Origin of the sequence: Sinomonas terricola, assembly GCF_034931225.1 — a bacterium.
Classification (GTDB): domain Bacteria; phylum Actinomycetota; class Actinomycetes; order Actinomycetales; family Micrococcaceae; genus Sinomonas; species Sinomonas terricola.
On sequence record NZ_JAYGGQ010000001.1, the window covers coordinates 742,878 to 766,502 of the forward strand.

A 23,625-nucleotide genomic window follows, 5' to 3' on the forward strand; every position below is an offset into this window, starting at 1 on the left:
ATGCTGCGGGGCCCAGTCCAAGACCGGGCCCGCGGGGCGTGGGTCTCCGGGTCGGTGCTCACATGGCCGAGCGCGGATCTGTCAGGTCACGGCCCGTCCACTCGGGGGCCCAGACCGCCGCGACGAGGGCGCACAGGGTGAAGATGCCCAAGAGGGCAATGATCGGGATGGCGCTGCCGGTCGTCGCAGCCACCCACGCCGCAGCAACGATGGGCGCGATGCCCGTGGCGATGACGGCCGCGATCTCGCGGACGATCGCGGTCAGGGTGTAGCGGTTCCGGGCCCCGAAGATCTCCGGGAGGGAAATGTTCTCGAGCGACGCGAGGCCGAGCACCGAGATGTTGTGGACGATCGCGTAGCCGACGAAGACCCCGCTGGCCTCCTTCGACGTGATCGCGAGCAGTGTCGGCACGATGAGGAGCAGCGACAGAGAGCTCATCACGATGTACATGCGCCGCCGTCCGAAGCGATCTCCAAGGTATCCGACGAGCGGAATGGTGAGGAAGCCGATGAGGGAGGAGACGAGGACGATTTCTGGGCCGAGGGCCTTGTTCATGGCGAGGGTGACGGTGATGAACGAGATGAGGTAGGTCTGGATCATCCCAGAGTTCCCGGCCTGCCCGAATCGCAGGAGGAAGGACACCGCCACTGCCTTGACCGGCTTCCGGTGCGCGGCTTCGAGGGTCCGGGTATCCCCTGACTCCGTGGCGTTGGCAATCATCTCCTCGCGAGAGAGCGCGCGGCCGTCGACGACGTCGGTGCGCTGCTCGAACACCGGGCTTTCCTTGAGGTTGAAGCGAACCCACAGCGCGAAGACCATGATGAGCGCGCTGCCGATGAACGGGAGGCGCCACCCCCAGGCCACCACGTCGCCTTCCACGATGACTCCCAGCAGGAGGGCCCAGACGCCAGAGGCGAAAAGCGTTCCGCAATTGGTGCCGAGGGCCACGAGCGAGGCGATGATGCCGCGGCGGTTGGCGGGGGCGTATTCGGAGAGCATGACGCCGGCGCCGGAGATCTCGGCGCCGGCCCCGAAGCCCTGGGCCAGGCGGAGGACGACGAGCAGGATGGGCGCGAGGATGCCCACCTGATCCGACGTCGGGAGCACGCCGATGAGCGTCGTCGCTGCTCCCATGAGGAGGATGGTGTAGAAGAGCACCTGCTTGCGGCCAAGCCTGTCTCCGATGCGCGCGAAGAACGCCGCGCCCAGAGGGCGTGCCACGTAGCCGACACCGTAGGTGGCCATCGCAAGGACCACCGCCATCGCCGGATCGTTGGACGAGAAGAACACCTTGTTGAAGACGAGAGCCGCAGCGAGCGAGTACAGCTGGAAATCCATGAACTCGAGGGCGGTCCCGAGCCAGCCGGAGACCGCAGCCCGAACGAGGTCACCGACGGACCTCGTTGCGGTGGGTGTTGCGGTGCCTGGTGCGCCCAGGCGGTCAGACATGCTCATGCGTACTCCTTCGTAGGTGCGAGCAGTTGGGTGGGTGAAATTCAGAGGGCCAGGAGCACCTTTGCCGAGGCCGCCGAGTTACGGGCGAGCGAGAACGCCTCCGCCGCGTCGGCCGCGGCGACCACATGGGAGACCACGCCATCCAGCTCGGGAGACTCGGCGAGATAGGCGATCGCGTCGTCGAGTTCCTCGGCAAAGCGGAATGCTCCCCGGATCGTGACCTCCTTGGCGAGCAGCGGCGCAAGGTTGACGCGGATCTCCGAGTTCGGGAGCATGCCGACCTGCACGATCGTGCCAGTGCGCCGCACAGTGCGGACTGCTTGCGTCAGGGAGGGCGCGGCACCCGAGCATTCGAAGACGACGTCGCACGATTCGTCGTCGATCGCGTCCCGTCCGCTGATCAGAAGCCTTCGGGCGCCGAGCGCGGCCGCACGGTCGAGGGGTTCAACGCTGAGGTCGCTCACGGCGATCGAGGCGGCCCCGGCGCGTTTTGCCGCGGCAACGACGAGGAGTCCGATCGGGCCGCAGCCCGCCACGAACACGTCTTTCCCCTCGAGCCCGCCCGCGAGCGTCACCGCATGGATGGCGACGGCGAGCGGCTCGGCAAGTGCCGCGCGGTCGAGGGGCAATGCCGCGGGGAGCACGCGCACCATGTGGTCTGCGACAACCAGGAATTCCGCGGCGGCACCCTGCCGGTGTGGCATCGTGGCGGCGCTGCCGAGATAGTCTCCGCCCGGGCGCAGGTGGGGATGGTGCTCAAGCCCCGGCATGGCGGGGCCGTAACGTGCTGGGTGGACGGTCACCTGCGTGCCCGGGGCCAGCTTGCCAGACGGGTCCAGGTCGACGACGGCGGAAAGCTCATGCCCCGGGGTGAAAGGCTGCTGGAGTACATATTGCCCGTTGGCGCCGTGGAAATAGTAGTGCAGGTCCGAGCCGCAGATTCCGACATAGCGGACACGGAGGCGGACCTCCCCCGGACCCGGAACGGGGATGTCGCGATCTTCCCAGCGGATGTCCCCCGCGGCGTGGATGACAAGGGCTTTCATGGCTTCGCCTCCGTGGTCTGTGGGGTCGGCATCGATGCCGCCACGGCATCGCTGGCAGCGGCCGGCGCGCCATGCCGGACGATGGTGTCGACGAGCTCCTCGATGCGGGTGGTGAATTCGGGGAACCGCACCAGCTCATCGGGGAAGAATCCGCCCGCGAGGATGGCCCGGGCGTTCTCCCGTGGCGAGGTCTTTCCCTCCGTGATCTCTGCCAGACGTTCCCTCGCCGGTTCACGCATCGCATCTGCGAACGGACCCGGGGCAAAGCCGGCAGGCGGCGCCACGCAGCAGATCCAGGCCGCGATCGTCAGCGCGAGCAGATGCGGGACGCGCCCCTCGGCGAGGGCGAGAAGGGCGGGTTCCGGCACCCGCTGCAGCAGCTTGACCGACCCGTCAGTGCCGACCTGCTGCGTCTTGTGGCCGAGGGGCGCGTTGCTCCAGCGATGAGAAAGCCGTGCGAGATATCCGGCGACGTCGAACCCACGCGGCAGCCCAATGCTGGGCAGGTAGTCCGCGTGGACAGCCACGTCGACGGCCTCCCGGATGAATCCCCGGCCCCATGCGCCCGCGATCGTCTCCTCACCGCAGAGAGCACCGAGATAGGCAATGAGCGAATGGGACCCGTTCAGCAGGCGAAGCTTGACGAGTTCGTAGGCTTCCACTTCATCGCTGAGGATCGCCCCCGCTTGTTCCCACGAGGGTCGGCCGGCAGCGAAGTCGTCTTCGAGAACCCACATGCTGAACTCTTCAGCGGGCACCGGCGCATCATCCACGAGACCGAGCAGGTCCCTGACGTCCGCGATGGTGGACGGCACGGTGGCCGGAACGATCCGGTCAACCATGGAATTGGGGAATGAGACCTTCTCTCGGACGTACGAGAGCACGTCGTCGGAAGCTCCGCTCCTTCCCAAGAACTCCGTCAGAACAGTGCGGGTAGCCGCGCCGTTCGAGCTGAGGTTGTCGCACGAGAGCACCGTGAACGGCTCCCCCTGAGCCGCTCGGACGGCAAGGCCTCTCGCGATGAGGCCCACGGTGCTCCGGGGATGGTGGGGGTCGGCCACGTCGTGCGCGACATCCGGCAGATCGACGTCCAAGGTACCCGTCCGGGATGAACGGCAGTACCCCACCTCGCTGACCGTGAGCGTCAGGATCCTGGCACCAGGGTGCGCGACGGACGCAATGAATGCCTCCGGATTCTGGCTGAGCACGTCCAGACCACGGTGGACATCCACGACGCCGGCCTTCCGACCATGCTCGGAGAGTTCGAGCACGCTGTACATGCCGTCTTGGGCCCGCATCGCGTCTACGACCGCCCGAGAGCGATTCGCGAAGCCATGAATTCCCCACGGGCCCTCCTGATGGGCCAGGGCCAAGGCCGTATAGACAGCAGCGTGGGCGCGGTGGAAGTTGCCGAGTCCGAGGTGAACGATTCCCGCATCCTCGGGCGCCCCGGCACCGATGAGCACGCCAGATGGGATGTTTTCGCGGCCGAGTCGACGCATCATCACGCTCCGGGGATTTGGTGGCGGTGGAAGGGGGCGTACGATATGTTCCGTATTATGAACCGATCGTATCGCGACTCGAACCAAAGTACCAGGTGACTTGGTGCTTGCCAAGCCTTGTGGGAGCCTGAACGTGCTCACCTTGCACTGAAAGCGGATCGGAGGCCTGTGGACTCGACATCGGATATGTCGGCCACGTCGCCCGTCGGAAGCGTCGACAAGGCGCTGGCGCTTCTCGAGCTCCTTGCCGATGCCGGGCCAGACGGCTGCGCGCTGCGCGACGTGGTCAGGATCAGCGGCCTGAACAAGGCATCCGCACACCGCCTGTTGCAGGCGCTCATGCACCGCGGCTTTGTGGATCAGGATGCGGGCCAGCGCTACCGCTTGGGCGCAAAGCCGATCCTTCTGGTGGAACGCTTCCTGCGCGAGGACAGCCTGCCGTCCCTTTTCCGTCCGGCGCTCGTCGTGCTGTCCCATGAAGTGCAAGAACTCGTACATCTGGGCCTCCTCGAGGGCCGCCAAGTCCTCTATCTCGACAAGGTCGAACCGGACCGCTCTATCCGCGTCTGGTCCCAAGTCGGGCGGCAGGCAGGAGTACTGACGACGGCTCTGGGACGAGCGATGGTGGCGGCCGAACGCCCCTCGCCGGAGCTCTTGGACGCCTACACCAACGGGGCCGATCCCAGCGTCGCCGACCGCTTCCGCGCAGCCGTCCAGAAGGCTCGAGACCTCGGCTATGCGTCCGAGGAAGAAGAGAACGAGGCCGGCATCTCCTGCGTTGCCGTCGCACTCCGCCGCCCGATCGGGGCCCCCGTCGCCGTCAGCATCACCGGGCCCAGCGGACGCATGTCGCCCGCCCGGATCCGAGAGCTGGGCGTCCTGCTCCGAGAACGTCTGGCCGCTGACGCGCCCGCCGGATTCTCGATCTCCGAACCAGGTTCCTCAGTGGGAGGCTGAGCGGCTCGATGAGCGGCCACCGATGGCAGTCCACTCGTCGCAAGGAAGTCCTCTTCAAGCGAACTTTCCTGCGAGCCATGAACTGCGATCGGCAACAAGGGGACTTCGCTCCGGACGCAAGCCGCCCTCGAGGAGCTTCGCGCGAAGGAACTCTGGCCGTTCGAGCTCGGACCAGTCCCATCGGAGCACCGGATGGCCGAGGGCAAGCAGGCGACTCTCGCGCCGCTTTTCGCGACTGATGACCTCACGCGGGTCCTCTCCCCCAGTCAGTTCCCGACTGAAGTACTTGCCCCAGCCGTCGAACTCGCCGACCGGTTCCGGGGCGATGTCCCACGCGAAGTCAGTCCGTCCGATGAACCCCCGCGAATCGCGAAACTCCTTCTGGAGCGCTGGCTCGGGGAACCCGAACAGGTGTATGAGCGCCCGGCTCACGGATTCGCCCGGCGACTCGGCGCCACCTCTCGCAAGGGATACCAGGGTCATGGCGCGCTCCCGGTGAGCCCGACATCTGAGCGCGGCGATGGCTTGCGTAAGCTCGGGGAGCTCGTGAAGAGACGCCACGTGGCTCGCCCGCAGCATCCCGTCTGCGACAGTGAGGGCACGGGCGAAGCGCCCAGCCGCGAAGACCTCGGCGAGCGCATCTGCGAGAGGAATGGTCGAGTATTCTCCGGCCGCCACAATATCCACGCCCTCGTGATGATGCCGCCGGATCGGGGGAGGCGGCGCATTACGGGCGCGGAGAGCAGCCGCCGAGTCCCCGCGCACGTCGAAGGTGTTCGGCCGCACCCCGAGGCGCGTCGAGCCTCGGACCACGACATCGATGAAGAGCGGTGCCCGCACGACGGGCAGACCGTGGAGGAAGACGGCCGTCTCGCCACAGAACACAGCACCCGGGCATGCACGCGCGTACGCCGCGACGGCTAGCCGGAACCGTTCGTGGCCCTGAGCCTCGAGCCACGCCGAAGTCGGCACGTAGAAGCCCCGGCGAAGCCGGACGAGGCGTCCCGAGGCGAAGCCCGATCGCGGGTCCATCGCCCTATCGATGGCCCGCAGTGAACTGTCGACGAGGTGCGCGAGGGGCTCCATGGCTCGACTCTGCCCGGACGCGGAAGCCTCCGCGCCGCAAGTCGTGCCGAACGTGGACGGCTCGCCGCTATCGACACTGTTGAGGAATACAGCTGGCCAGGATCACTCCGATTGCAGTCCTGTCCTCGCGAGGAAGTCCACCTCAAGCGAACTTCTGGGCGAGACCTGGACTGCGACCGACGAGAGAGCCGGCGCGGACCCTTGCAAGCCCCGCGGCGCCCCGCCGTCGTCCGCCCCCGCGCTACGGCGCCGCGCACCCGCAGGACGCGCGCCGCACGAGCGTCGCGGAGAACCGCCGGTTGCTCTTGTGCCCGCCCCCGCCGACGAGCGCCTCGACCGCCGCCTGGGCCATCTCCTCGACGGGCTGGGCGAGGGTCGTGAGCGGCGGCCAGCAGTACTCTGATTCGGCAAGGCCATCGAACGAGACGATCGCGACGTCCTCGGGAACCCGCACGCCGCCCTCGTGGAAGGCGCGGAGCAGGCCTACGGCGATGAGATCCGACGAGGCGAACACGGCCGTGGGCCGTTCCGACGAATTGAGCAGCCACTTCCCGGCCTGGTACCCGCCGTCGCGGTCGAAGTGCTGCCGCATGACCGGGCCGATCGGGAGGCCGGCGCGCTCCAGGCCCATCCGCCAGCCGGCCTCGCGACCGTCAAGGTCTCCCGACGTCGAGATGCCCATGACCAGCCCGATGTTCCGGTGGCCGTGGGAGACGAGGTGATCGACGGCGTCGCGCCCCGCCTGGACGAAATCGACGCCGACGGAGTCGAAGCCCGGGCTCTCGGTGCTGTGGTTGAGCAGGACGGCCGGGATCTCGACCGCTTCGAGTTCGCGGAGGTCGGGCTCGAACAGGACGCTCGAGAGGAACACGCCGTCGACCCGGCGGCTCGCGAGGTGCTCGACGGCGCGCCGTTCGGCAGCGAGCGAGCCGCCCGAATTCACCATGAGCAGCGCATAGCCACGCGCCGCGGCGGCCTCCTCGACGGCGTGGGCGAGCGTCGCGAAGAACGGGCTCGTCATGTCCGGGACCACCATCCCGAGCATCTCGCTTGAGCCGAGCTTGAGCGCGCGCGCCGCCGCGTTCGGCCGGTAGCCGAGCACGGCGATCGCCTCGCGGACCTTGGCTTCCGTAGCCGGCGACACCCGCTTGGGCCCGCCGTTGACCACGTAGCTCACGACGGCGGTGCTCACCCCCGCGAGCCGCGCCACGTCTTTTCGGGTGGCAGTCGGCTTCGCGGGGGTGGGCAGGTGCGGCATAGCCACCATGCTAGCTGCGGGCTCCTCCCGCGACGGCAGACGACGACGGCGCCACGGCGTGAGCGTCGGTCTCCTCGCCCGGGGCGTCGCCGAAGTCGGGCACGGGAAGGCGTTCGCCGCCGTGGAGGGCCGACTGGTGCGCGACGATCCCTGGGAGGGTGTACCGCGCGGCCTCCCACGCGTTGACGGCCGGGAGCGTGCGGGTCGCGACGGCCGTCGCGAAGTCGTCGACGAGGAAGTGGTGGCTGCCCTCGTGGCCGCTCGGAAGGCGACGGAGCTCCTCGGGGAGGCGATCGCCGTCGTGCACGGGGGCGAGGCCCGAGATGAAGGCGTCGCGCAGCGCGGGGTCGACATTCGCGAGCGACGGGTCATCGAGGGACATCGTCGGGACGGTCTTGAGCTGCTCGCTCACGTCCGTGAAGCCCTCCTTGTCCTGCCACACGGCGGTCTCGACGAGCTGCTCGAAGCTGCCTTCGGTGCCGAAGTACCGGAAGCGGCTCTCGCGCAGATGCGAGGGGTAGCCGACGCGGCGGAACTCGTTGATGCGCATCGAGCCGCCGCCGGCGAGCTCGAAGAGGGCGGTCGCGTTGGAGAAATCGTTGTCGAACATGCTGACCTCGCGGTCGAACACGCCGTCGCCGCGCTCGTCGCGCACGCCGATGCAGCTCACGCTCACGGCGTGCCCGCCGATCGCCCCGATGACGCCGCCGACGGAATGGGTCGGGTAGAGCATGGGCGGGTAGCTCGCGGTGCGCTTCCACTCGGGCCCGCCGCTGTACTCGTACGCGGCGTAGAAGCCGAGGTCCATGTCATGGACATAGTCGCCCTCGGCGTAGAAGATCCGGCCGAACGCGCCCTCAGAGCGCCGCTGGCGCGCGTAGACCGTTGCGGGGTTGTAGTAGCTCGTCTCGCCCATCATGTATGTCAGGCCGGTCTCACGGACGGCTTCGATGATCGCCGCGATCTCCTCGACGCTGATGGCCATCGGCACGGCCGAGTAGACGTGCTTGCCCGCGCGCAAGGCCTGGACCACGAGGGGGCCGTGGGTCCAGCGCTGGGTGAAGATCGCGATGGCGTCGACGTCGCTCTCGAGCATCGCCTCGAAGCTCGGGAACGTTCCCGAGAGGCCCTGCTGTTCGACGAGCGCTTCGGCGCGCTCGGACAGGACGTCGGTGACGTAGACGGACGAGACGTATGGGTGCGCCTGGAAGAGCTTCGAGAACTGGCCGGAGAACTGGCCTGCGCCAACGATGCCGAGGGAGAACTGTGTGGGCTGAGTCATGCTGGGAGTCTCCCACTACCGGTTACACGAGTCAACCGATGAACTGACACCGCCGTGAGATCCGCGAAATTTCAGGAACAACTCTTGCGAATCCAAAAGTTACTCGTGTAGATTCCTTGGCAAGTGTTAGCCACATCACAGTGAGGAACCAATGACGACCACCTCAGTGGGGACGCGGAAGCCGACGCGGCGCAGCAGCGATTCCGAGGGCCCCCAACGCACCGTCCGCCGTCGCGGACTCGGCGACCTCCGGGTCGCACTCATCTTCGTAGCCCCGGCGCTCGTGGGCTTCGTGCTCTTCTACCTCGTTCCCACGATCCGCGGCGTCTACCTGAGCTTCACCGACTACAGCATCCTGGGGAACCCGGTGTGGGTCGGGGTCAAGAACTACGTCAAGATCTTCCAGGACAAGCTCTTCTGGAACGCGATGGGCGTCACGCTCGAGTACGTGGTGCTGAACATCGGCTTCCAGACCGTGATCGCGCTCGGGCTCGGACTGCTCATGTACCACGTGGCCAAGTCGACCCTCATCCGAGGGGTCCTGCTCCTGCCATATCTCGTGGCCAACGTCATCGTCGCCCTGCTGTGGTTCTGGATGCTCGACTACCAGATCGGCATCGTCAACCAGATCATCCAATGGCTCGGAATCCCCCGCGTGGCGTTCTTCGGCAATGAGTTCTGGGCCATCCCCACCATCGCGTTCGTCAATGTGTGGCGCCACATGGGCTACACGGCGCTGCTCATCTTCGCGGGCCTGCAGGCCATCCCGGGCCAGCTGTACGAAGTGGCCAACCTCGACGGAGCGAGCAAGTGGCAGACGTTCTGGAAGATCACGATGCCGCTCCTGCGGCCCGTGCTCCTCCTCGTCATGGTCGTGACGATCACCGGTTCATTCCAGATCTTCGACACCGTCGCGGTCACGACCCAGGGCGGCCCCGTCAACGCGAGCCGCGTCATCCAGTACTACATCTACCAGCGCGCGTTCAGCCAGCAGGACTTCGGCTACGGCTCGGCCCTGAGCGTGATCCTCTTCATCATCCTCGCGATCGTGGCCTTCCTGCAGATGAAGTTCCTCCGCGGCAACGAGAACGACCTTTCCTGAGAGGACGCAGACTATGACCACCCTCGCTTCAGCCGCCCGCCGCCGTCGTCCGATCAACTGGGGCCGCATCGCCTCGTGGGCCGCGCTCATCCTCGCCATCGTCGTCACGATCGGCCCCTTCCTGTGGATGCTCCGCACGGCGCTGTCCAACAACCACGCGCTCGCCTCGCAGTCGAGCAACCTCCTCCCGGCGGACTTCACGTGGGGCGCGTTCGCCCGCGTCTTCGGGCTCCAGTCGCAGGCACAGGCCCAGGCCGAGGGCGGCTCGGGCGCGTCGATCAGCTTCTGGCAGTACCTCGTGAACTCGCTCATCGTCTCGACGCTCATCACGGCCTCCCAGGTGTTCTTCAGCTCGCTCGCCGCCTACGCGTTCGCCCGCCTCCAGTGGAAGGGACGCGACAAGGTGTTCGCGCTCTTCCTCGGAACGCTCCTCGTGCCCGCGATCTTCACCGCGCTGCCGAACTTCCTGCTCATCAAGAACCTCGGCCTGCTGAACACGTACCTCGGCATCGCGCTGCCGAGCATGCTCATGACCCCGTTCGCGGTGTTCTTCCTGCGCCAGTTCTTCCTAGGCATGTCCCGCGAGGTCGAGGAGGCAGCGATGCTCGACGGCGCGAAGCACGGCCGCATCTTCTTCCAGATCGTGCTCCCCAACGCCGCAGCCCCCCTCGCGACGCTGTGCCTGCTGACCTTCATCGCCGCGTGGAACGACTACTTCTGGCCGCTGCTCGTGGGCAACGACCCCGCCGTCCGCGTGCTCACCGTCGGACTGGGCGTCTTCAAGTCGCAGTCGCCGCAGGGCGCGCCGGACTGGTCCGGACTCATGGCGGCGACCCTCATCTCGGCCCTGCCGATCCTGCTCCTGTTCGTTGCCTTCGGGAAGAAGATCGTCAACTCGATCGGATTCTCGGGCATCAAGTAGGGGTTCTAGCCAACCCACCCCCAGGCGACCGGGAAACGCCCGATCGTCACCACCCCCCTGTCCCGGAAAGGACACCATGATGAAGAAAGCACTCGGCGCCGTCGCCGTCGCAGCCGCCGCAGCGATTGCGCTCTCGGCCTGCACAGGCAGCGGCTCAAGCAACCAGGCTGCGGCCGGCGGCGACGCCAAGGGCGACATCAGCTACTGGCTGTGGGACGCGAACCAGCTTCCGGCCTACCAGCAGTGCGCGGACGACTTCCACAAGGCGAACCCGAACATCAACGTCAAGATCACCCAGACCGGCTGGGACGACTACTGGACGAACATCACGAACGGCTTCGTCGCGGGCAACGGCCCTGACGTCTTCACCGATCACCTCTCCAAGTTCGGCGACTTCGTCAAGAACAACCAGATCCTCGCCCTCGACGACGCGGTCAAGACCGACAACGTCGACCTCAACCAGTACCAGAAGGGCCTCGCGGACCTCTGGGTCGGCAAGGACGGCAAGCGCTACGGCCTCCCGAAGGACTGGGACACCATCTCGCTGTTCTACAACAAGGACATGATCTCCAAGGCCGGCCTCTCGGCGGACCAGATGGGCAGCCTCGCGTGGAACCCGCAGGACGGCGGATCCTTCGAGAAGGCCATCGCCCACTTGACAGTCGACAAGAACGGCAAGCACGGCGACGAGGCCGGGTTCGACAAGAACAACGTCGCGGTCTACGGCCTCGGCCTGGCCGGCTCGGGCTCGGGCAACGGCCAGACCGAGTGGAGCTGGCTGACTGGCACCACCGGCTGGACGCACACGGACAAGAACCCATGGGGCACCAAGTACAACTACGACGACAAGAAGTTCCAGGACACCATCGCCTGGTTCCACAGCGTCATCGACAAGGGCTACATGCCCAAGCTCGAGACCACCGTCGGCGCCTCCATGTCCGATACCTTCGCCGCCGGCAAGGCCGCGATCAACGCGAACGGCTCGTGGATGATCGGCCAGTACTTCGGGTACAAGGGCATCAACGTGGGCCTCGCGCCGACCCCGACCGGCCCCGACGGGAAGCGCGCCTCGATGTTCAACGGCCTCGCCGACTCGATCAACGCCGCCACGAAGAACCCCGCGGCCGCGACAAAGTGGGTCGAATACCTCGCCTCCCCGGCGTGCCAGGACGTCGTCGCGTCGAAGGCCGTCGTGTTCCCCGCCGTCTCGGAGGCGACTGACAGGGCCGCCGCGGCGTTCAAGGCCAAGGGCGTCGACGTCGGCTCGTTCACCCAGCAGGTCAAGGACAACACGACGTTCCTGTTCCCGATCACCGAGAACGCTGCGAAGGTCGACGGCATCATGAAGCCCGCCATGGACGCCGTCTTCTCCGGCAAGTCGCCCGCGGGCTCGCTCACCGACGCCAACAGCCAGGTCAACGCGCTCTTCCAGTAGCCCGCGAAGAGGCATTGACTAGGACGGGGTCCGGCGTACACGCTGCCGGGCCCCGTCCCGCCGTCCCCTCCGCAACCAGCACTGACCCCGACAGCCTGCCACCAGCAGGCACCGATACGAAAGCGATTTTCATGCACCCCCTGCACCTCCGCACCTCCGGCACGAGTCTCCTCCTGGCCTTCGACGCCGGTGAGGCCGAGATCGTCCATTGGGGCGCGGACCTCGGCGATTCGATCCCGGACCTCTCCCTCCTCCGGAGCCCGATCCCCCATTCGGCGCTCGACGTCCCCGTGGTCGCGGGGCTGCTCCCGCAGGCTTCGTCGGGCTGGCTGGGGCGGGCTGGGCTGCGCGGGCATCGAGCGAACGACGACGGCGTCCCCGGCTTCGCCTTCTCCCCCGCCCTGCGTGTCGTGGCGGCGGAGCAGAGCGAGGACGGCCGCGGGGCGCGGATCGTCCAGTCCGATGCGGAGGCGGGCCTCGAAGTCGTGTCCGAACTTGTCCTGCACGAGGGCGGGCTCCTCGAGATCTCGCACGAGCTGACCAACGCGGGAGCCGGCGCGTACCACCTCGACGAGCTCGGCGTCGTCGTCCCCGTCCCCGCCCAGGCGGCTGAACTGCTCGACCTCACGGGCCGCTGGTGCCGCGAGAACCACCCGCAGCGCCGCCCGATCCAGCAGGGCACGTGGGTACGCTCGGGCCGGCACGGCCGCACGGGCCACGACTCCTCGCTCCTCGTCGCGGCCGGCACGCCCGGTTTTGCGAACCGCTCGGGCCGCGTGTGGGCCGTGCACTTCGCCTGGTCGGGCAACCACGAGCAGTACCTCGACTCGCTCGCGGACGGTCGGCGCATGCTCGGCGCGACGGAGCTGCTCGGCTCGGGCGAAGTGGTCCTCGCCCCGGGCGAGTCGTACCGCACCCCGATCCTCTACGCGGCGTACTCGGATCGCGGCATCGACGGCGTCACGGACGCGTTCTACCACTGGTTCCGGGCGCGGCCGAACCATGTGGGCACGACGTCGGGGCGGCAGCGCCCCGTCGTGCTCAACACGTGGGAGGCCGTGTATTTCGACCACCGCCTCGAGCCGCTCCTCGAGCTCGCGGAGTCGGGGGCGGAGCTCGGCGTCGAACGCTTCGTGCTGGACGACGGCTGGTTCCGCGGCCGCCGCGACGATCACGCGGGCCTCGGCGACTGGTATGTCGACGAGAGCCTGTGGCCCGAGGGCCTCACACCCCTGATCGAGCGGGTCAACGGCCTCGGCATGGAGTTCGGCCTGTGGGTCGAGCCCGAGATGGTCAATCTCGATTCGGATGTGGCGCGCGCGCACCCCGACTGGATCGTGGGCCCCGCGGCGAAGTCCCACAAGGACGGCGGCCGCCTTCCGCTCGAGTGGCGCCACCAGCACATCCTCGACCTCGTGAACCCTGACGCGTGGCAATACATCTATGAGCGCCTCGACGCCCTCCTGACCGAGAACAACATCGCGTACCTCAAGTGGGACCAGAACCGCGACATCACCGAGCACGGCCACACCGGCCGGCCGTCGGTGCACGAGCAGACGCTCGCCTACTATCGCCTGCTCGACGCGCTCAGGGCTGCCCATCCCGGGGTCGAGATCGAGTCGTGCGCATCGGGCGGCGCGCGCGTGGACCTCGGCGTCCTGCAGCGCACCGACCGCGTGTGGGCGTCGGACTGCAACGACGCCCTTGAACGCCAGACCATCCAGCGGTGGACCCAGGCCGTGCTCCCGCCCGAGCTCGTCGGCTCGCACGTCGGCCCGACCCATTCGCACACGACCGGCCGCATCCACGACATCACGTTCCGCGCCATCACGGCCCTCTTCGGCCACTTCGGCATGGAATGGGACATCCGGCAGGCGTCGGATCGCGACCGCGCGGTGCTCGGCCGGACCATCAGGCTGTACAAGCAGCACCGGGGGCTCCTGCACTCGGGCGTCCGTGTCAACGCGGATCTCGCGGAGCCGAACCTCAAGCTCCACGGCGTCGTCGCCCAGGACGGCTCGGAGGCTCTGTTCGCCGCCGTCGTCCATGGGACCCTCGCCACCGAGACGCCCGGCCGCGTGGGCCTCCCCGGCCTCGACCCCGAGCGCGTGTACCGGATCGAGGCCGTCATGCCGACATCCGAGGATCTGCCCAGGACCGTAGAGGGCGACGCAGCGAGCCCGTTCGTGCAGATCTCGCCGCCGGCGTGGCTCGCCCATGGCACGACGGCGTCCGGTCGCTTTCTCTCGGAGGTGGGCCTCGCGCTCCCGGTCCTGCAGCCCGAGCACGCCTTGCTGCTCCGGGCGACGACGGTGGGCTGAGCCGTGGCCGCCGCGCGCGGGCCATCGCGGGTCACCTATGCGGTGCGGTCGGCCCGCGAGCTCGTGCCGGGGGACGCTTCCTGACGTCAACCGGGGTTGGACGGCGTTCGTTCCCGACCTTGACGGCGACGGCGAACCAGAGCGCGTGACGGAGCCTTCGCACCGACCCCGCCCGGCTGTACCGTAGGCTCAAGCGGCCGGAAGGACAGCAATGATGCGCTTCCTCATCACCTATCACGGCATGCCGTACCCGCAGCCGGAGATCATCTCCGCCTCCCGCGCGGCGCTGCGCACGTGGTCCGAGAAGTCGCTCGGCACGGCGATGGTCGACTTCGGCGCTCCCCTGCTCCTGGGCGGCCAGCTCGCGAAGAGCGAACCCGTCGACGCCGTCGACATCGACGGCTACTCGATCATCGAGGCACGCTCGCTGAGCGATGCGCGCGCCCTGCTTTCGGACCACCCCTACATCGCGCTCGGCGGCACGATCCAGATCAACGAATGCCTCGACCTCTGATCAGGGCCGCCTCGAAAGGCTTTCGTTTTTGATTTGTTCTGTACGTTCTTGATCGTCACGCCGTAGTCTGATGTGACGACGGCCACCCATCTGCACCACACGAGGCGGCCGCGCCCCTTCGAAGACCCCGTCCGCCCTCACCGTGGAGACAGGCCAAAGCATGGACATGAACGACCTCACCCGCCGCCTCGGCGGCGGGACACCCCGCATCGCCTTCGGCGCCGACTACAACCCCGAGCAGTGGCCGAAGGAGGTGTGGAAGCACGACGTCGAGCTCATGCGCGAGGCCGGCGTCAACCTCGTGAGCCTGGGCATCTTCAGCTGGGCCCTGCTCGAGCCCGAGGAGGGCCGGTACGAGTTCGGCTGGCTGGATGAGGTCATGGACCTCCTGCACGCGAACGGCATCGCCGTCGACCTCGCGAACGCGAGCGCCTCCCCGCCGCCGTGGTTCACCGTCAGGTACCCGGACTCGGCCCCGGTGGACGCGGACGGAGTCAGGCAGACGCACGGCTCGCGCCAGGCCTTCGCGGCCTGCTCGCCCGACTACCGCCGGGCCGCTGCAGCCCTCACCACGGCCATCGCCGAGCGCTACGCGCAGCACCCCGCGCTGGCGATGTGGCACGTCCACAACGAGTACGGCTGCCACAACCAGCCCGATTTCGGCCCCCACGCCGAACGCGCCTTCCGCGAGTGGCTCGGGCGCCGCTACGAGAGCCTCGAGGCGCTCAACGACGCGTGGGGCACCGCGTTCTGGTCCCAGCACTACTACGACTGGTCCGAGATCATGCCGCCCCGCCGCTCGGGTGCGCACGTGAACCCGTCCCAGCAGCTGGACTTCGCCCGCTTCTCCTCGGACGCGCTGCTCGAGTGCTTCGAGGCCGAGGCCGCGATCATCCGCGCCCGCTCGGACAAGCCCGTCACGACCAACTTCATGGGCCACGGCATGGGCCTGCACGCCCCGGTCGACTACTGGCGCTGGGCGCAGAGCATGGACCTCGTCTCCAACGATCACTACCTCATCGCCGAGGACCCGCGGAACCACCAGGACCTCGCGCTCGTCGCGGACCTCACGCGAGGCTGGGCGGACAATAGCCCCTGGCTGCTCATGGAGCACTCGACGTCCGCCGTGAACTGGCAGCCCCGCAACATCGCCAAGGCCCCCGGCCAGATGCTGCGGAACTCCTTCCAGCACCTGGCCCGCGGCGCGGACGGCATCCTGTTCTTCCAGTGGCGCGCCTCGCGCGCGGGCGCCGAGAAGTACCACTCGGGCATGGTCCCCCACGCGGGCCGCGACACGAAGGTGTGGCGGGAGGTCGTCGAGCTCGGAGCCGCCCTCGAGAAGGCCTCGGAGCTGGCCGGCTCGCGCGTGGTGGCGCCGGCCGCGCTCGTGTTCGACACCGACGCGCGCTGGGGCGCCGAGCTCGACTCCCACCCGAGCGTCGAGGCCCAGCCCGTGCGCGAGCTGCGCGAATGGCACGACGCGCTCTACCGCGCGGGCATCACGACCGACCTGCGGCAGAGCACCGACGACCTCAGCTCCTACCGGCTCGTCGTCGCCCCGATGCTGTACGCCGTGACGGCCGACGGCGCGGCGAACCTGCGGCGGTACGTCGAGGGCGGCGGCACGCTCCTCCTGAGCTACTTCTCCGGCATCGTCGACGAGCACGACCGCATCATCATGGACCCCGTCGAGGGCGGCGGCTACCCGGGCGCCTTCCGCGAGCTGCTCGGCGTCGAGATCGAGGAGTTCTTCCCCCTGCGCGCGGGCGAGGCAGTCGCGCTGACCGCCGGCTCGGGCGCGCGCTGGAGCGAGCTGGGACGGCCGACGACGGCAGAGGTCATCTCCCGCTACGAGGCGGGGCCGACGGCGGGGTCCCCGGCCATGACGCGCAACCTCGCCGGGGAGGGCCACGCCTACTACGTCGGCACGGCCCCGGACGAGGAGGCACTCAGGAGCCTCCTGCCGCGCGTGTTCGCCGACGCAGGGCTCGAGCGCCCGGCGCATTCCTCCGAGTTCCCCGACCTCGAGGTCGTCACGAGATCGTCCGGCGAGGCGTCGTGGATCGTCGCGATCAACCACGGGGAGGCCGATGCACGGCTCGACGTCGACGGAACCGAGCTCCTCTCGGGCACCCCGACGCACGGCGAGCTCACCGTCCCGGCCGGCGGCGTCGTCGTCGTCCGCCTCTCCTCAGAGGCGACGCCCGTCGCGGAGCCGCTCGCCTGATCACGGATCGGAATCACTTTCGTTCCTGATCTTTTCCGATCGTTTTTGAACGTCTACCATAGCGGTGTGGCGCAGGTCACACCGACCGCGCAAGCACCCCCAGGAGACACACATGGACATTGAAGTCCCCTCCCGCACTCTTGATCGCCGCACGGTCCTCAAGACTCTCGGCATCGGGGCCGTCGGCCTCGCGGGGATCCCGCTCCTCTCAGCCTGCACGGGCGGCTCGGGGCCGGCCGGCGGATCGGGCGGCGGCAAGTCGCTGACGTTCGGCTCGTCCGCCTCGGACGACGTGCCGAAGCGCGCCTACCAGGCGGTCGTCGACGCGTTCCAGAAGAAGACGGGGGCGACGGTCAGCACGAACGTCGTCCCGCACAACGACTTCCAAAACAAGATCAACTCGTACCTCCAGGGCAGCCCTGACGACGCGTTCACGTGGTTCGCGGGCTACCGCATGCAGTACTACGCGGGCAAGGGCCTCCTCGCGCCGATCGACGACGTGTGGCAGCAGATCGGCGGCAACTACTCGGACGCGCTCAAGAAGGCCTCGACCGGCCCCGACGGCAAGATGTACTTCGTCCCGAACTACAACTACCCGTGGGGCTTCTTCTACCGGAAGAGCTTCTGGGCCGAGAAGGGCTACACGGTTCCGACCACGTTCGACGAGCTCAAGACGCTCGCGGCGAAGATGAAGGCGGACGGGATCATCCCGATCGGCTTCGCCGACAAGGACGGCTGGCCGGCCATGGGCACGTTCGACTACATCAACATGCGCCTCAACGGCTACCAGTTCCACGTGGACCTCTGCGCCCACAAGGAATCCTGGAACCAGCCCAAGGTCCAGGCCATCTTCGACACGTGGAAGGCCCTCCTCCCCTACCAGGACCCGGCGGCCCTCGGGCAGACGTGGCAGGACGCGGCACAGTTCCTCGCCCAGAAGAAGACGGGCATGTACCTGCTCGGCTCCTTCGTGACGCAGCAGTTCACCGACCCTGCCGTGCTCGCCGACATCGACTTCTTCCCGTTCCCGTCCATCGCGGTCGAGGGCCAGGACTCGATCGAGGCGCCCATCGACGGCCTCCTGCTCTCGAAGAAGGGCGGCCAGAACCAGACCGCGAAGGACTTCCTCGCGTTCATGGGCACCCCCGAGGCGCAGAACGCCTACTACGCCGTGGACAGCTCCAACATCGCGACCGCGAAGGGCTCCGACACCTCGAAGTTCAGCGCGCTCAACAAGAAGTGCGCGGACGCGATCGCCAACGCGAAGCACATCAGCCAGTTCTTCGACCGGGATGCGCTCCCCGCGATGGCGAACAACGTGATGATCCCGGCGCTGCAGTCCTTCATCAAGGACGGCAGCGTGGACATCAAGAACCTCGAGTCGCAGGCCGCGACGCTCTACGCGGCCCAGTAGGACCACACGGACCGCCGGCGTGGGCGGGCCTCCCCCACCCACGCCGGCCCGACTCGCAGGAAACGCCATGCCCACCACCACCGCCCGCCGCAAAGTCCGCCGCCTCACGAAGCGGGACAAGATCGTCCTGGCCGCCATGGTCGCGATCCCGACGCTCATCGAACTCGTCTTCGTCTGGCTGCCCACGCTCTTCTCGATCGGCCTCAGCCTCGCCCGCTGGAACGGCCTCGACCTGACCGACATCCGCCCCGCCGGCGCCTCGAACTACCAATTCGTCGCGCAGGAATACCCGCCGTTCTGGCCGGCCGTCCAGCACAACATCCTCTGGCTCGTGTTCCTCGCCGCCATCGCGACGCCGCTCGGCCTCCTCCTGGCCGTGCTCCTCGACCAGAAGATCCGGGGCAGCCGCATCTACCAGAGCATCTTCTTCGCGCCGGTCATGCTCTCGCTCGCCCTCGTCGGCGTCATCTGGCAGCTCTTCTACCAGCGCGACCATGGCCTTCTGAACTTCCTCCTCGGCACGGCCGGCAAGCCCGCCGCCGTCGACTGGTTCGGGGACAGCAACGTCAACATCTGGGCCGCGCTCATCGCCGCGACGTGGCGGCATTCCGGCTACGTCATGCTGCTCTACCTCGCGGGCCTCAAGGGTGTGGACCCCGCGCTCAAGGAGGCCGCGGCGCTCGACGGCGCGAACGCCGCCCAGACGTTCTTCCGTGTCGTGTTCCCGGCGATGCGCCCCATCAACATCGTGATCGTCGTCATCACGATCATCGAGTCCCTCCGGGCCTTCGACATCGTGTACGTCATCAACCGCGGCACGAACGGCCTCGAGCTCATCTCCGCCCTCGTCATCCAGAACCTCGTCGGCGAAGGCCAGGTGATCGGCGTCGGCTCCGCCCTCGCGACGATCCTGCTCGTCATCTCGCTCGTGCCGATCATCTTCTACCTGACCCGAACGTTCGGAAAGGAGGCCAAGGAATCATGACCACGGTCATTGCGCCTTCGGACCTCGCGCGCGGAACCGAGTATTCCGGGTCCCGGCCGAAGCGCCACCTCGGAACCCACCTCATCCTGCTCGTCCTCGCCGTCATGTGGCTCCTGCCGCTCGGCTGGTCCCTCTACACGGCCCTCCGCCCGATCGAGTCGACGAACCAGAACGGCTACTTCAGCGTCGGTGGGCCATACAACTTCGACAATTTCGTCACCGCATGGAATCAGGGCGGATTCTCGAAGTACTTCTTGAACTCCGTCACGATCACGGTCCCCGCCGTGCTCCTGACCTTGTTCCTCTCCTCCCTCATGGCGTTCGCCGTGAGCCGCGTGAACTGGAAGTTCAACATCACGCTGCTCATCATGTTCACGGCCGGCAATCTCCTGCCCCCGCAGGTGCTCGCCGCGCCGCTGTTCCAGATGTTCAAGCACCTGAACCTGCCGTATTGGTTCAGCGATTCGGGAACGCTCCTCAATACGTATATTTCGGTCATCGCGGTGGACACGGCGTTCCAAATCGGCTTCTGTACTTTCGTGCTCTCGAATTACATGAAGGCCCTCTCCTCCGACCTCACCGAGGCCGCGCTCGTGGACGGCGCAGGGATCTGGCGGCAGTACTGGTCGATCATCATGCCGCTGTGCCGCCCGGCATTCGCGGCGCTCGGCACGCTCGAAGTCATCTTCATCTACAACGACTTCTTCTGGCCTCTCCTGTTCATCCAGAGCGGCGACCGCCTGCCCGTGACGACGGCGATCAACAACCTCCAGGGCGTCTTCCTCAGCAACTACAACCTGCTCGCGGCGGGGGCGACCATCACGGTGATCCCGACTCTCGTCATCTACCTCCTCCTGCAGCGCCAATTCGTCGCCGGGCTCACGCTCGGATCGAGCAAGGGGTAGGCGCATGCTCGCAGCTGCCCGGCAGTCCGTGATCCTCGACACCGTCCACAAGGAGGGCGTGGTCAAGGTCGCGGACCTCGCCCAGCGCCTCGGGGTCTCCGCCGTCACGGTCCGCCGCGACATCGACGCCCTGAGCGACTCCGGCCTCCTGACCCGCGTCCACGGCGGCGTCATGCTCCAAGAGGACGTCGGGACGCACGAGCCCGGGTTCGCACTCAAGTCGACGCAGCGGCTCGAGGAGAAGGCCGCCATCGCCCGGGAGGCGGCGAGCCTTGTCGCCGAGGGAATGGCGGTCGGCATCACGGCGGGCTCCACCACGTGGATGCTCGCCAAGGCGCTCTCGGCGGGCCCGCGCGTCACGGTCCTCACGAATTCGGTGCGCGTCATGGAGGCCTTCGACACGACGTCGTCCGGCTCCACGGTGCTCCTCACGGGCGGCGAGCGCACGCCGTCGGACGCCCTTGTCGGCCCGCTCGCCACCTCGTCCATCCGCCATCTGCACCTCGACCTCCTCTTCCTCGGGGTGCACGGCATGGACGAACGCGCGGGGTTCACGACGCCCAACCTGCTCGAGGCCGAGACGAACCAGGCCTTCGCGGCGTCGTCCCGCCGCGTGGTCGTCGTCGCGGACCACACCAAGTGGGGCGTTCAGGGCATTGGCAGCATATGCGGTTTCAACGAAGTCGACGTGCTCGTCACCGACCATGGGCTCCCGCAGCCCGCCCTCGCGTACCTTCGGGACCGCGTCCCGTCAGTTCGCGTCGCCGGATAGCGCACGACGGCGGCGCCGCCCCTCTGTGGGGAGCGCGCCGCCGTCATCGGGCAGAGTGTGAAGGGGCTAGGGAGTGACGGTCACGCTCCCCACCATGCCCAGGTCGTCGTGGAACTGGCAGAAGTAGTTCCAGGTTCCGACCTGGTCGAACGTGACCGAGAACGTCGAGAGTCCGGGCACTGGCAAGAGAGTCCCCGAGTCGACGAGACTGCCGTTCTGCATGAGCGTCGCGAACGTCACCGTGTGAGGCACGATCACTTGGTTGGCACCTAGGTCGAACAAGACGGTCGAGCCGACGGAAACCGTGTCGGCCTCCGGGATGAACCGCATGACCATCGCCGTGTCATCGGACGCGCCCGCGTAGACGTGAGTCGGCGTGGCCTTGGCCGCCGTCGCGGCCCACAGTGCATAGCCATCCGCCAATACCGCTGCGCCCTGCGCCGCCGCCTGGGCGTCATAGAACGCCTGGGTGTGCGGGTACGGGGTGTTCGGAGCCGCGACGTGGATGGTGATCGACATCATGATGCCGTGAATGAGGCAATAGAACGTGAAGGCACCGCGGTTGGCGAACTTCAGCTGATATGCCTTGATCGTCGGGAATTCCGGCGACGACTGCGTGCTCAGGATGCCCGAGTTGGTCCACGGCTCGGTGGGATCGAACACGGGGCCGCCGACCGGGTTGACGGCGTCGAAGAGCAGGTTGTCGATACTCGTGGGCGGCAGCGGGGGAGTTCCGAAGCTCACGGTGTGGATTTCGGCGCTATTGGCCCAGAACTTGACGACGTCGCCTTGGTCGATCCAGATTTCGCCGGGCAGGAACCGCATGCCTTGGATCGCCAGATCCGGCGACTGCTCGCCGACGAGGACATTCCACGTGACGGCGTTCTTGTTGTTGGTGACGCTCGCCTGGGCCGGCGCGGTACCGAACAGGCCGACCAAGAGTCCGATGAGAGCGACCAGGACGGCCAAGGGGCGCTTGGAGAAGGGACGGAAGGACATGAGAGGGTGCTCCTCACAAGGGTGCGCATGCGTCGTTCTCCAGCACGGACGACGGCGTGTCAGGCGCCGCTCCGCAGTGAGCGGGCGGCGTGTGTGCGGCTCGGTTCGCAGACCCCCAGCGCCTTGACCGCGGCTCGCTCGGCGTCGAGACTCGCCGAACACCGCTCTGTCCCCGGGCCCAGAGAACCGGGGACAGAACGGATGCTGTTACGGGGCCACCTGGAGCTGGGCGTTGCCGATGCCTCCCGGGATGAACGGCGGGAGGGTCAGGAAGGTCTCGTCAGTTCCCGAGTAATGCCCGAAGGCCGCGGGAATCGTCACGGTCGTCGGGAAGCCCTCGAGGCCGTTGAGGACCGTGCCCCAGATGACGATGTGCTTGCTGTCGGCCCAGCCCCACCTGACGGAGCCGCCGTCATGGACGGCCCCGAAGCCGTGGCCGCAGTCGGCACCCTGGTAATCGCCGGTGCCGTCGCTGCTGAGCTCGTACCAGAGCCACACGCCGCCGCCCTGGGGGCCGGAGACGTTGTCCGACAAGGCGATCTGATAGATGGCAGTGTTGCCGTAGTCCGCGGACGCCGGTCCCGCTGTTCCGAACGCCGCAGCCGCCAAAGCCGCCGCCGCAATTCCAAACGTGGCCATTCTCGATGGCTTCATGATGCACTCCTGATTCGCGAAAGGAGAGCGCACGCCGTGCCTGCCAGCAAGGCAATCGGCAGAGACACCGGCGGCGCCCAGTCGCGGACCGGCAGCAGGCGGCGGCCGCGCGATGCGCCGTGCACGCGCCTCCGCCGCTTCGGCACCGAGACCTCGCCGAACCAAGGTGCAATCCCACAAACCCCCGGGATCTGGGTCAAGGGTAGACCCGGCGATTCTCCAGGACAACACCGGAAAGCACACCTCAGGGGCACACCGTAGGATCGGACCATGACCCAGCCGACAGAGCCGTCCTCCCCTGCCGCCGCCCGCCCGGCTTCTCCCGCCGCCCGCCCCAGCGTTCTCATCGTCAACGGCCCCAACCTCAACCTCCTCGGCACGCGCGAGCCGGAGAAGTACGGGACGGCGACGCTCGGCGACATCGAGCGGCTGTGCGCGGGTGCCGCAGATTCGCGGGGGCTCGCGTGCGAGTTCGTCCAGTCCAACCACGAGGGCGCGCTCATCGACGCGATCCACGCGGCGCGCGGGTCCTCCGTCGGGATCGTCATCAACGCGGGCGCCTACACGCACACCTCGGTCGCGATCCGCGACGCGATCTCCGCGGTCCAGCTCCCGGCCGTCGAGGTGCACATCACGAACGTCCACTCACGCGAGCCGTTCCGCCACCACTCCTACCTGAGCGACGTGTGCAAGGCCGTCATCGCCGGCGCGGGCACGCTCGGCTACCGCTTCGCGATCGAGTACCTCGCGGAGCTCACCCAGGGCCCCGCGGCCTGACCCGCCCCAGG

20 protein-coding genes and 1 pseudogene are annotated in these 23,625 nt (G+C 67.7%); 13 read left to right on the plus strand and 8 right to left on the minus strand.

The window, feature by feature from the left end:
• Positions 1–58: 58 nt before the first annotated feature.
• The 3 genes from SPF06_RS03655 to SPF06_RS03665 are packed head-to-tail and all read right to left on the minus strand — an operon-like array spanning position 59 to position 4,007.
• Complete coding sequence (locus SPF06_RS03655) at positions 59–1,450, minus strand: MFS transporter (protein ID WP_323277786.1); 1,392 nt, start codon at positions 1,448–1,450, stop codon at positions 59–61.
• Between the two features lie 47 nt (positions 1,451–1,497).
• The gene (locus tag SPF06_RS03660) at positions 1,498–2,502 is read right to left on the minus strand and encodes a zinc-binding dehydrogenase (protein ID WP_323277561.1); all 1,005 of its coding nucleotides are present in this window, start codon (positions 2,500–2,502) and stop codon (positions 1,498–1,500) included.
• A complete protein-coding gene (locus SPF06_RS03665) occupies positions 2,499–4,007 on the minus strand; it encodes a mannitol dehydrogenase family protein (RefSeq protein ID WP_323277562.1) in 1,509 nt (502 codons plus the stop codon). The genes SPF06_RS03660 and SPF06_RS03665 overlap by 4 nt, the downstream gene beginning before the upstream one ends.
• 183 nt (positions 4,008–4,190) lie before the next feature.
• Between SPF06_RS03665 and SPF06_RS03670 the strand changes: the two are divergent.
• Together SPF06_RS03670 and SPF06_RS03675 are read left to right on the plus strand one after the other, a co-directional pair.
• Positions 4,191–4,310 (plus strand): annotated as a pseudogene (locus SPF06_RS03670) (helix-turn-helix domain-containing protein); the annotation flags it as partial.
• A gap of 174 nt (positions 4,311–4,484) precedes the next feature.
• Entirely contained in the window at positions 4,485–4,961 is a 477-nt protein-coding gene (locus SPF06_RS03675) for an IclR family transcriptional regulator (RefSeq protein WP_323277787.1), read from the plus strand.
• A gap of 54 nt (positions 4,962–5,015) precedes the next feature.
• Here SPF06_RS03675 and SPF06_RS03680 read toward each other — a convergent pair whose 3' ends face one another.
• The 3 genes from SPF06_RS03680 to SPF06_RS03690 form a co-directional block, all read right to left on the minus strand.
• Positions 5,016–6,047 carry a hypothetical protein gene (locus SPF06_RS03680; RefSeq protein WP_323277563.1) on the minus strand — a complete coding sequence of 344 codons (1,032 nt, stop codon included), beginning with the start codon at positions 6,045–6,047 and terminating at the stop codon, positions 5,016–5,018.
• 241 nt (positions 6,048–6,288) lie between these two features.
• Entirely contained in the window at positions 6,289–7,314 is a 1,026-nt protein-coding gene (locus SPF06_RS03685; protein WP_323277564.1) for a LacI family DNA-binding transcriptional regulator, read from the minus strand.
• Position 7,315: 1 nt separating this feature from the next.
• The gene (locus SPF06_RS03690; protein ID WP_323277565.1) at positions 7,316–8,587 is read right to left on the minus strand and encodes a Gfo/Idh/MocA family protein; all 1,272 of its coding nucleotides are present in this window, start codon (positions 8,585–8,587) and stop codon (positions 7,316–7,318) included.
• A 151-nt stretch (positions 8,588–8,738) separates the two neighbouring features.
• On the opposite strand from SPF06_RS03690, the gene SPF06_RS03695 reads away from it, so the two are divergent.
• The 10 genes from SPF06_RS03695 to SPF06_RS03740 all read left to right on the plus strand — a co-directional run bounded on the left by SPF06_RS03695 (position 8,739) and on the right by SPF06_RS03740 (position 21,184).
• Entirely contained in the window at positions 8,739–9,689 is a 951-nt protein-coding gene (locus SPF06_RS03695) for a carbohydrate ABC transporter permease (protein WP_323277566.1), read from the plus strand.
• A gap of 13 nt (positions 9,690–9,702) precedes the next feature.
• Positions 9,703–10,611, plus strand: coding sequence for a carbohydrate ABC transporter permease (locus tag SPF06_RS03700; protein WP_323277567.1), 909 nt, complete (start codon positions 9,703–9,705; stop codon positions 10,609–10,611).
• A 79-nt stretch (positions 10,612–10,690) separates the two neighbouring features.
• Complete coding sequence (locus SPF06_RS03705) at positions 10,691–12,046, plus strand: ABC transporter substrate-binding protein (protein ID WP_323277788.1); 1,356 nt, start codon at positions 10,691–10,693, stop codon at positions 12,044–12,046.
• A 131-nt stretch (positions 12,047–12,177) separates the two neighbouring features.
• On the plus strand, positions 12,178–14,367 hold the full coding sequence (locus SPF06_RS03710) for an alpha-galactosidase (protein ID WP_323277568.1): 2,190 nt from the start codon (positions 12,178–12,180) through the stop codon (positions 14,365–14,367).
• Between the two features lie 211 nt (positions 14,368–14,578).
• Complete coding sequence (locus SPF06_RS03715; protein WP_323277569.1) at positions 14,579–14,881, plus strand: YciI family protein; 303 nt, start codon at positions 14,579–14,581, stop codon at positions 14,879–14,881.
• 166 nt (positions 14,882–15,047) lie between these two features.
• A complete protein-coding gene (locus SPF06_RS03720; RefSeq protein WP_428985695.1) occupies positions 15,048–17,108 on the plus strand; it encodes a beta-galactosidase in 2,061 nt (686 codons plus the stop codon).
• Positions 17,109–17,220: 112 nt separating this feature from the next.
• Entirely contained in the window at positions 17,221–18,522 is a 1,302-nt protein-coding gene (locus tag SPF06_RS03725) for an ABC transporter substrate-binding protein (protein WP_323277570.1), read from the plus strand.
• Positions 18,523–18,589: 67 nt separating this feature from the next.
• Positions 18,590–19,507, plus strand: a complete 918-nt coding sequence (locus SPF06_RS03730) for a carbohydrate ABC transporter permease (RefSeq protein WP_323277571.1) — start codon at positions 18,590–18,592, stop codon at positions 19,505–19,507.
• Positions 19,504–20,412, plus strand: a complete 909-nt coding sequence (locus SPF06_RS03735; RefSeq protein WP_323277572.1) for a carbohydrate ABC transporter permease — start codon at positions 19,504–19,506, stop codon at positions 20,410–20,412. The genes SPF06_RS03730 and SPF06_RS03735 overlap by 4 nt, the downstream gene beginning before the upstream one ends.
• A 4-nt stretch (positions 20,413–20,416) precedes the next feature.
• On the plus strand, positions 20,417–21,184 hold the full coding sequence (locus SPF06_RS03740; RefSeq protein WP_323277573.1) for a DeoR/GlpR family DNA-binding transcription regulator: 768 nt from the start codon (positions 20,417–20,419) through the stop codon (positions 21,182–21,184).
• 66 nt (positions 21,185–21,250) lie between these two features.
• On the opposite strand, the gene SPF06_RS03745 is transcribed toward SPF06_RS03740, so the two are convergent.
• Entirely contained in the window at positions 21,251–22,183 is a 933-nt protein-coding gene (locus SPF06_RS03745) for a cupredoxin domain-containing protein (protein WP_323277575.1), read from the minus strand.
• A gap of 207 nt (positions 22,184–22,390) precedes the next feature.
• Positions 22,391–22,837 (minus strand): hypothetical protein, encoded by a 447-nt coding sequence (locus SPF06_RS03750; RefSeq protein WP_323277576.1) that lies wholly within the window; start codon positions 22,835–22,837, stop codon positions 22,391–22,393.
• Between the two features lie 270 nt (positions 22,838–23,107).
• Between SPF06_RS03750 and aroQ the strand changes: the two genes are divergently transcribed.
• Complete coding sequence (gene aroQ / locus SPF06_RS03755) at positions 23,108–23,614, plus strand: type II 3-dehydroquinate dehydratase (protein WP_323277577.1); 507 nt, start codon at positions 23,108–23,110, stop codon at positions 23,612–23,614.
• The last annotated feature ends 11 nt before the right edge of the window (positions 23,615–23,625 follow it).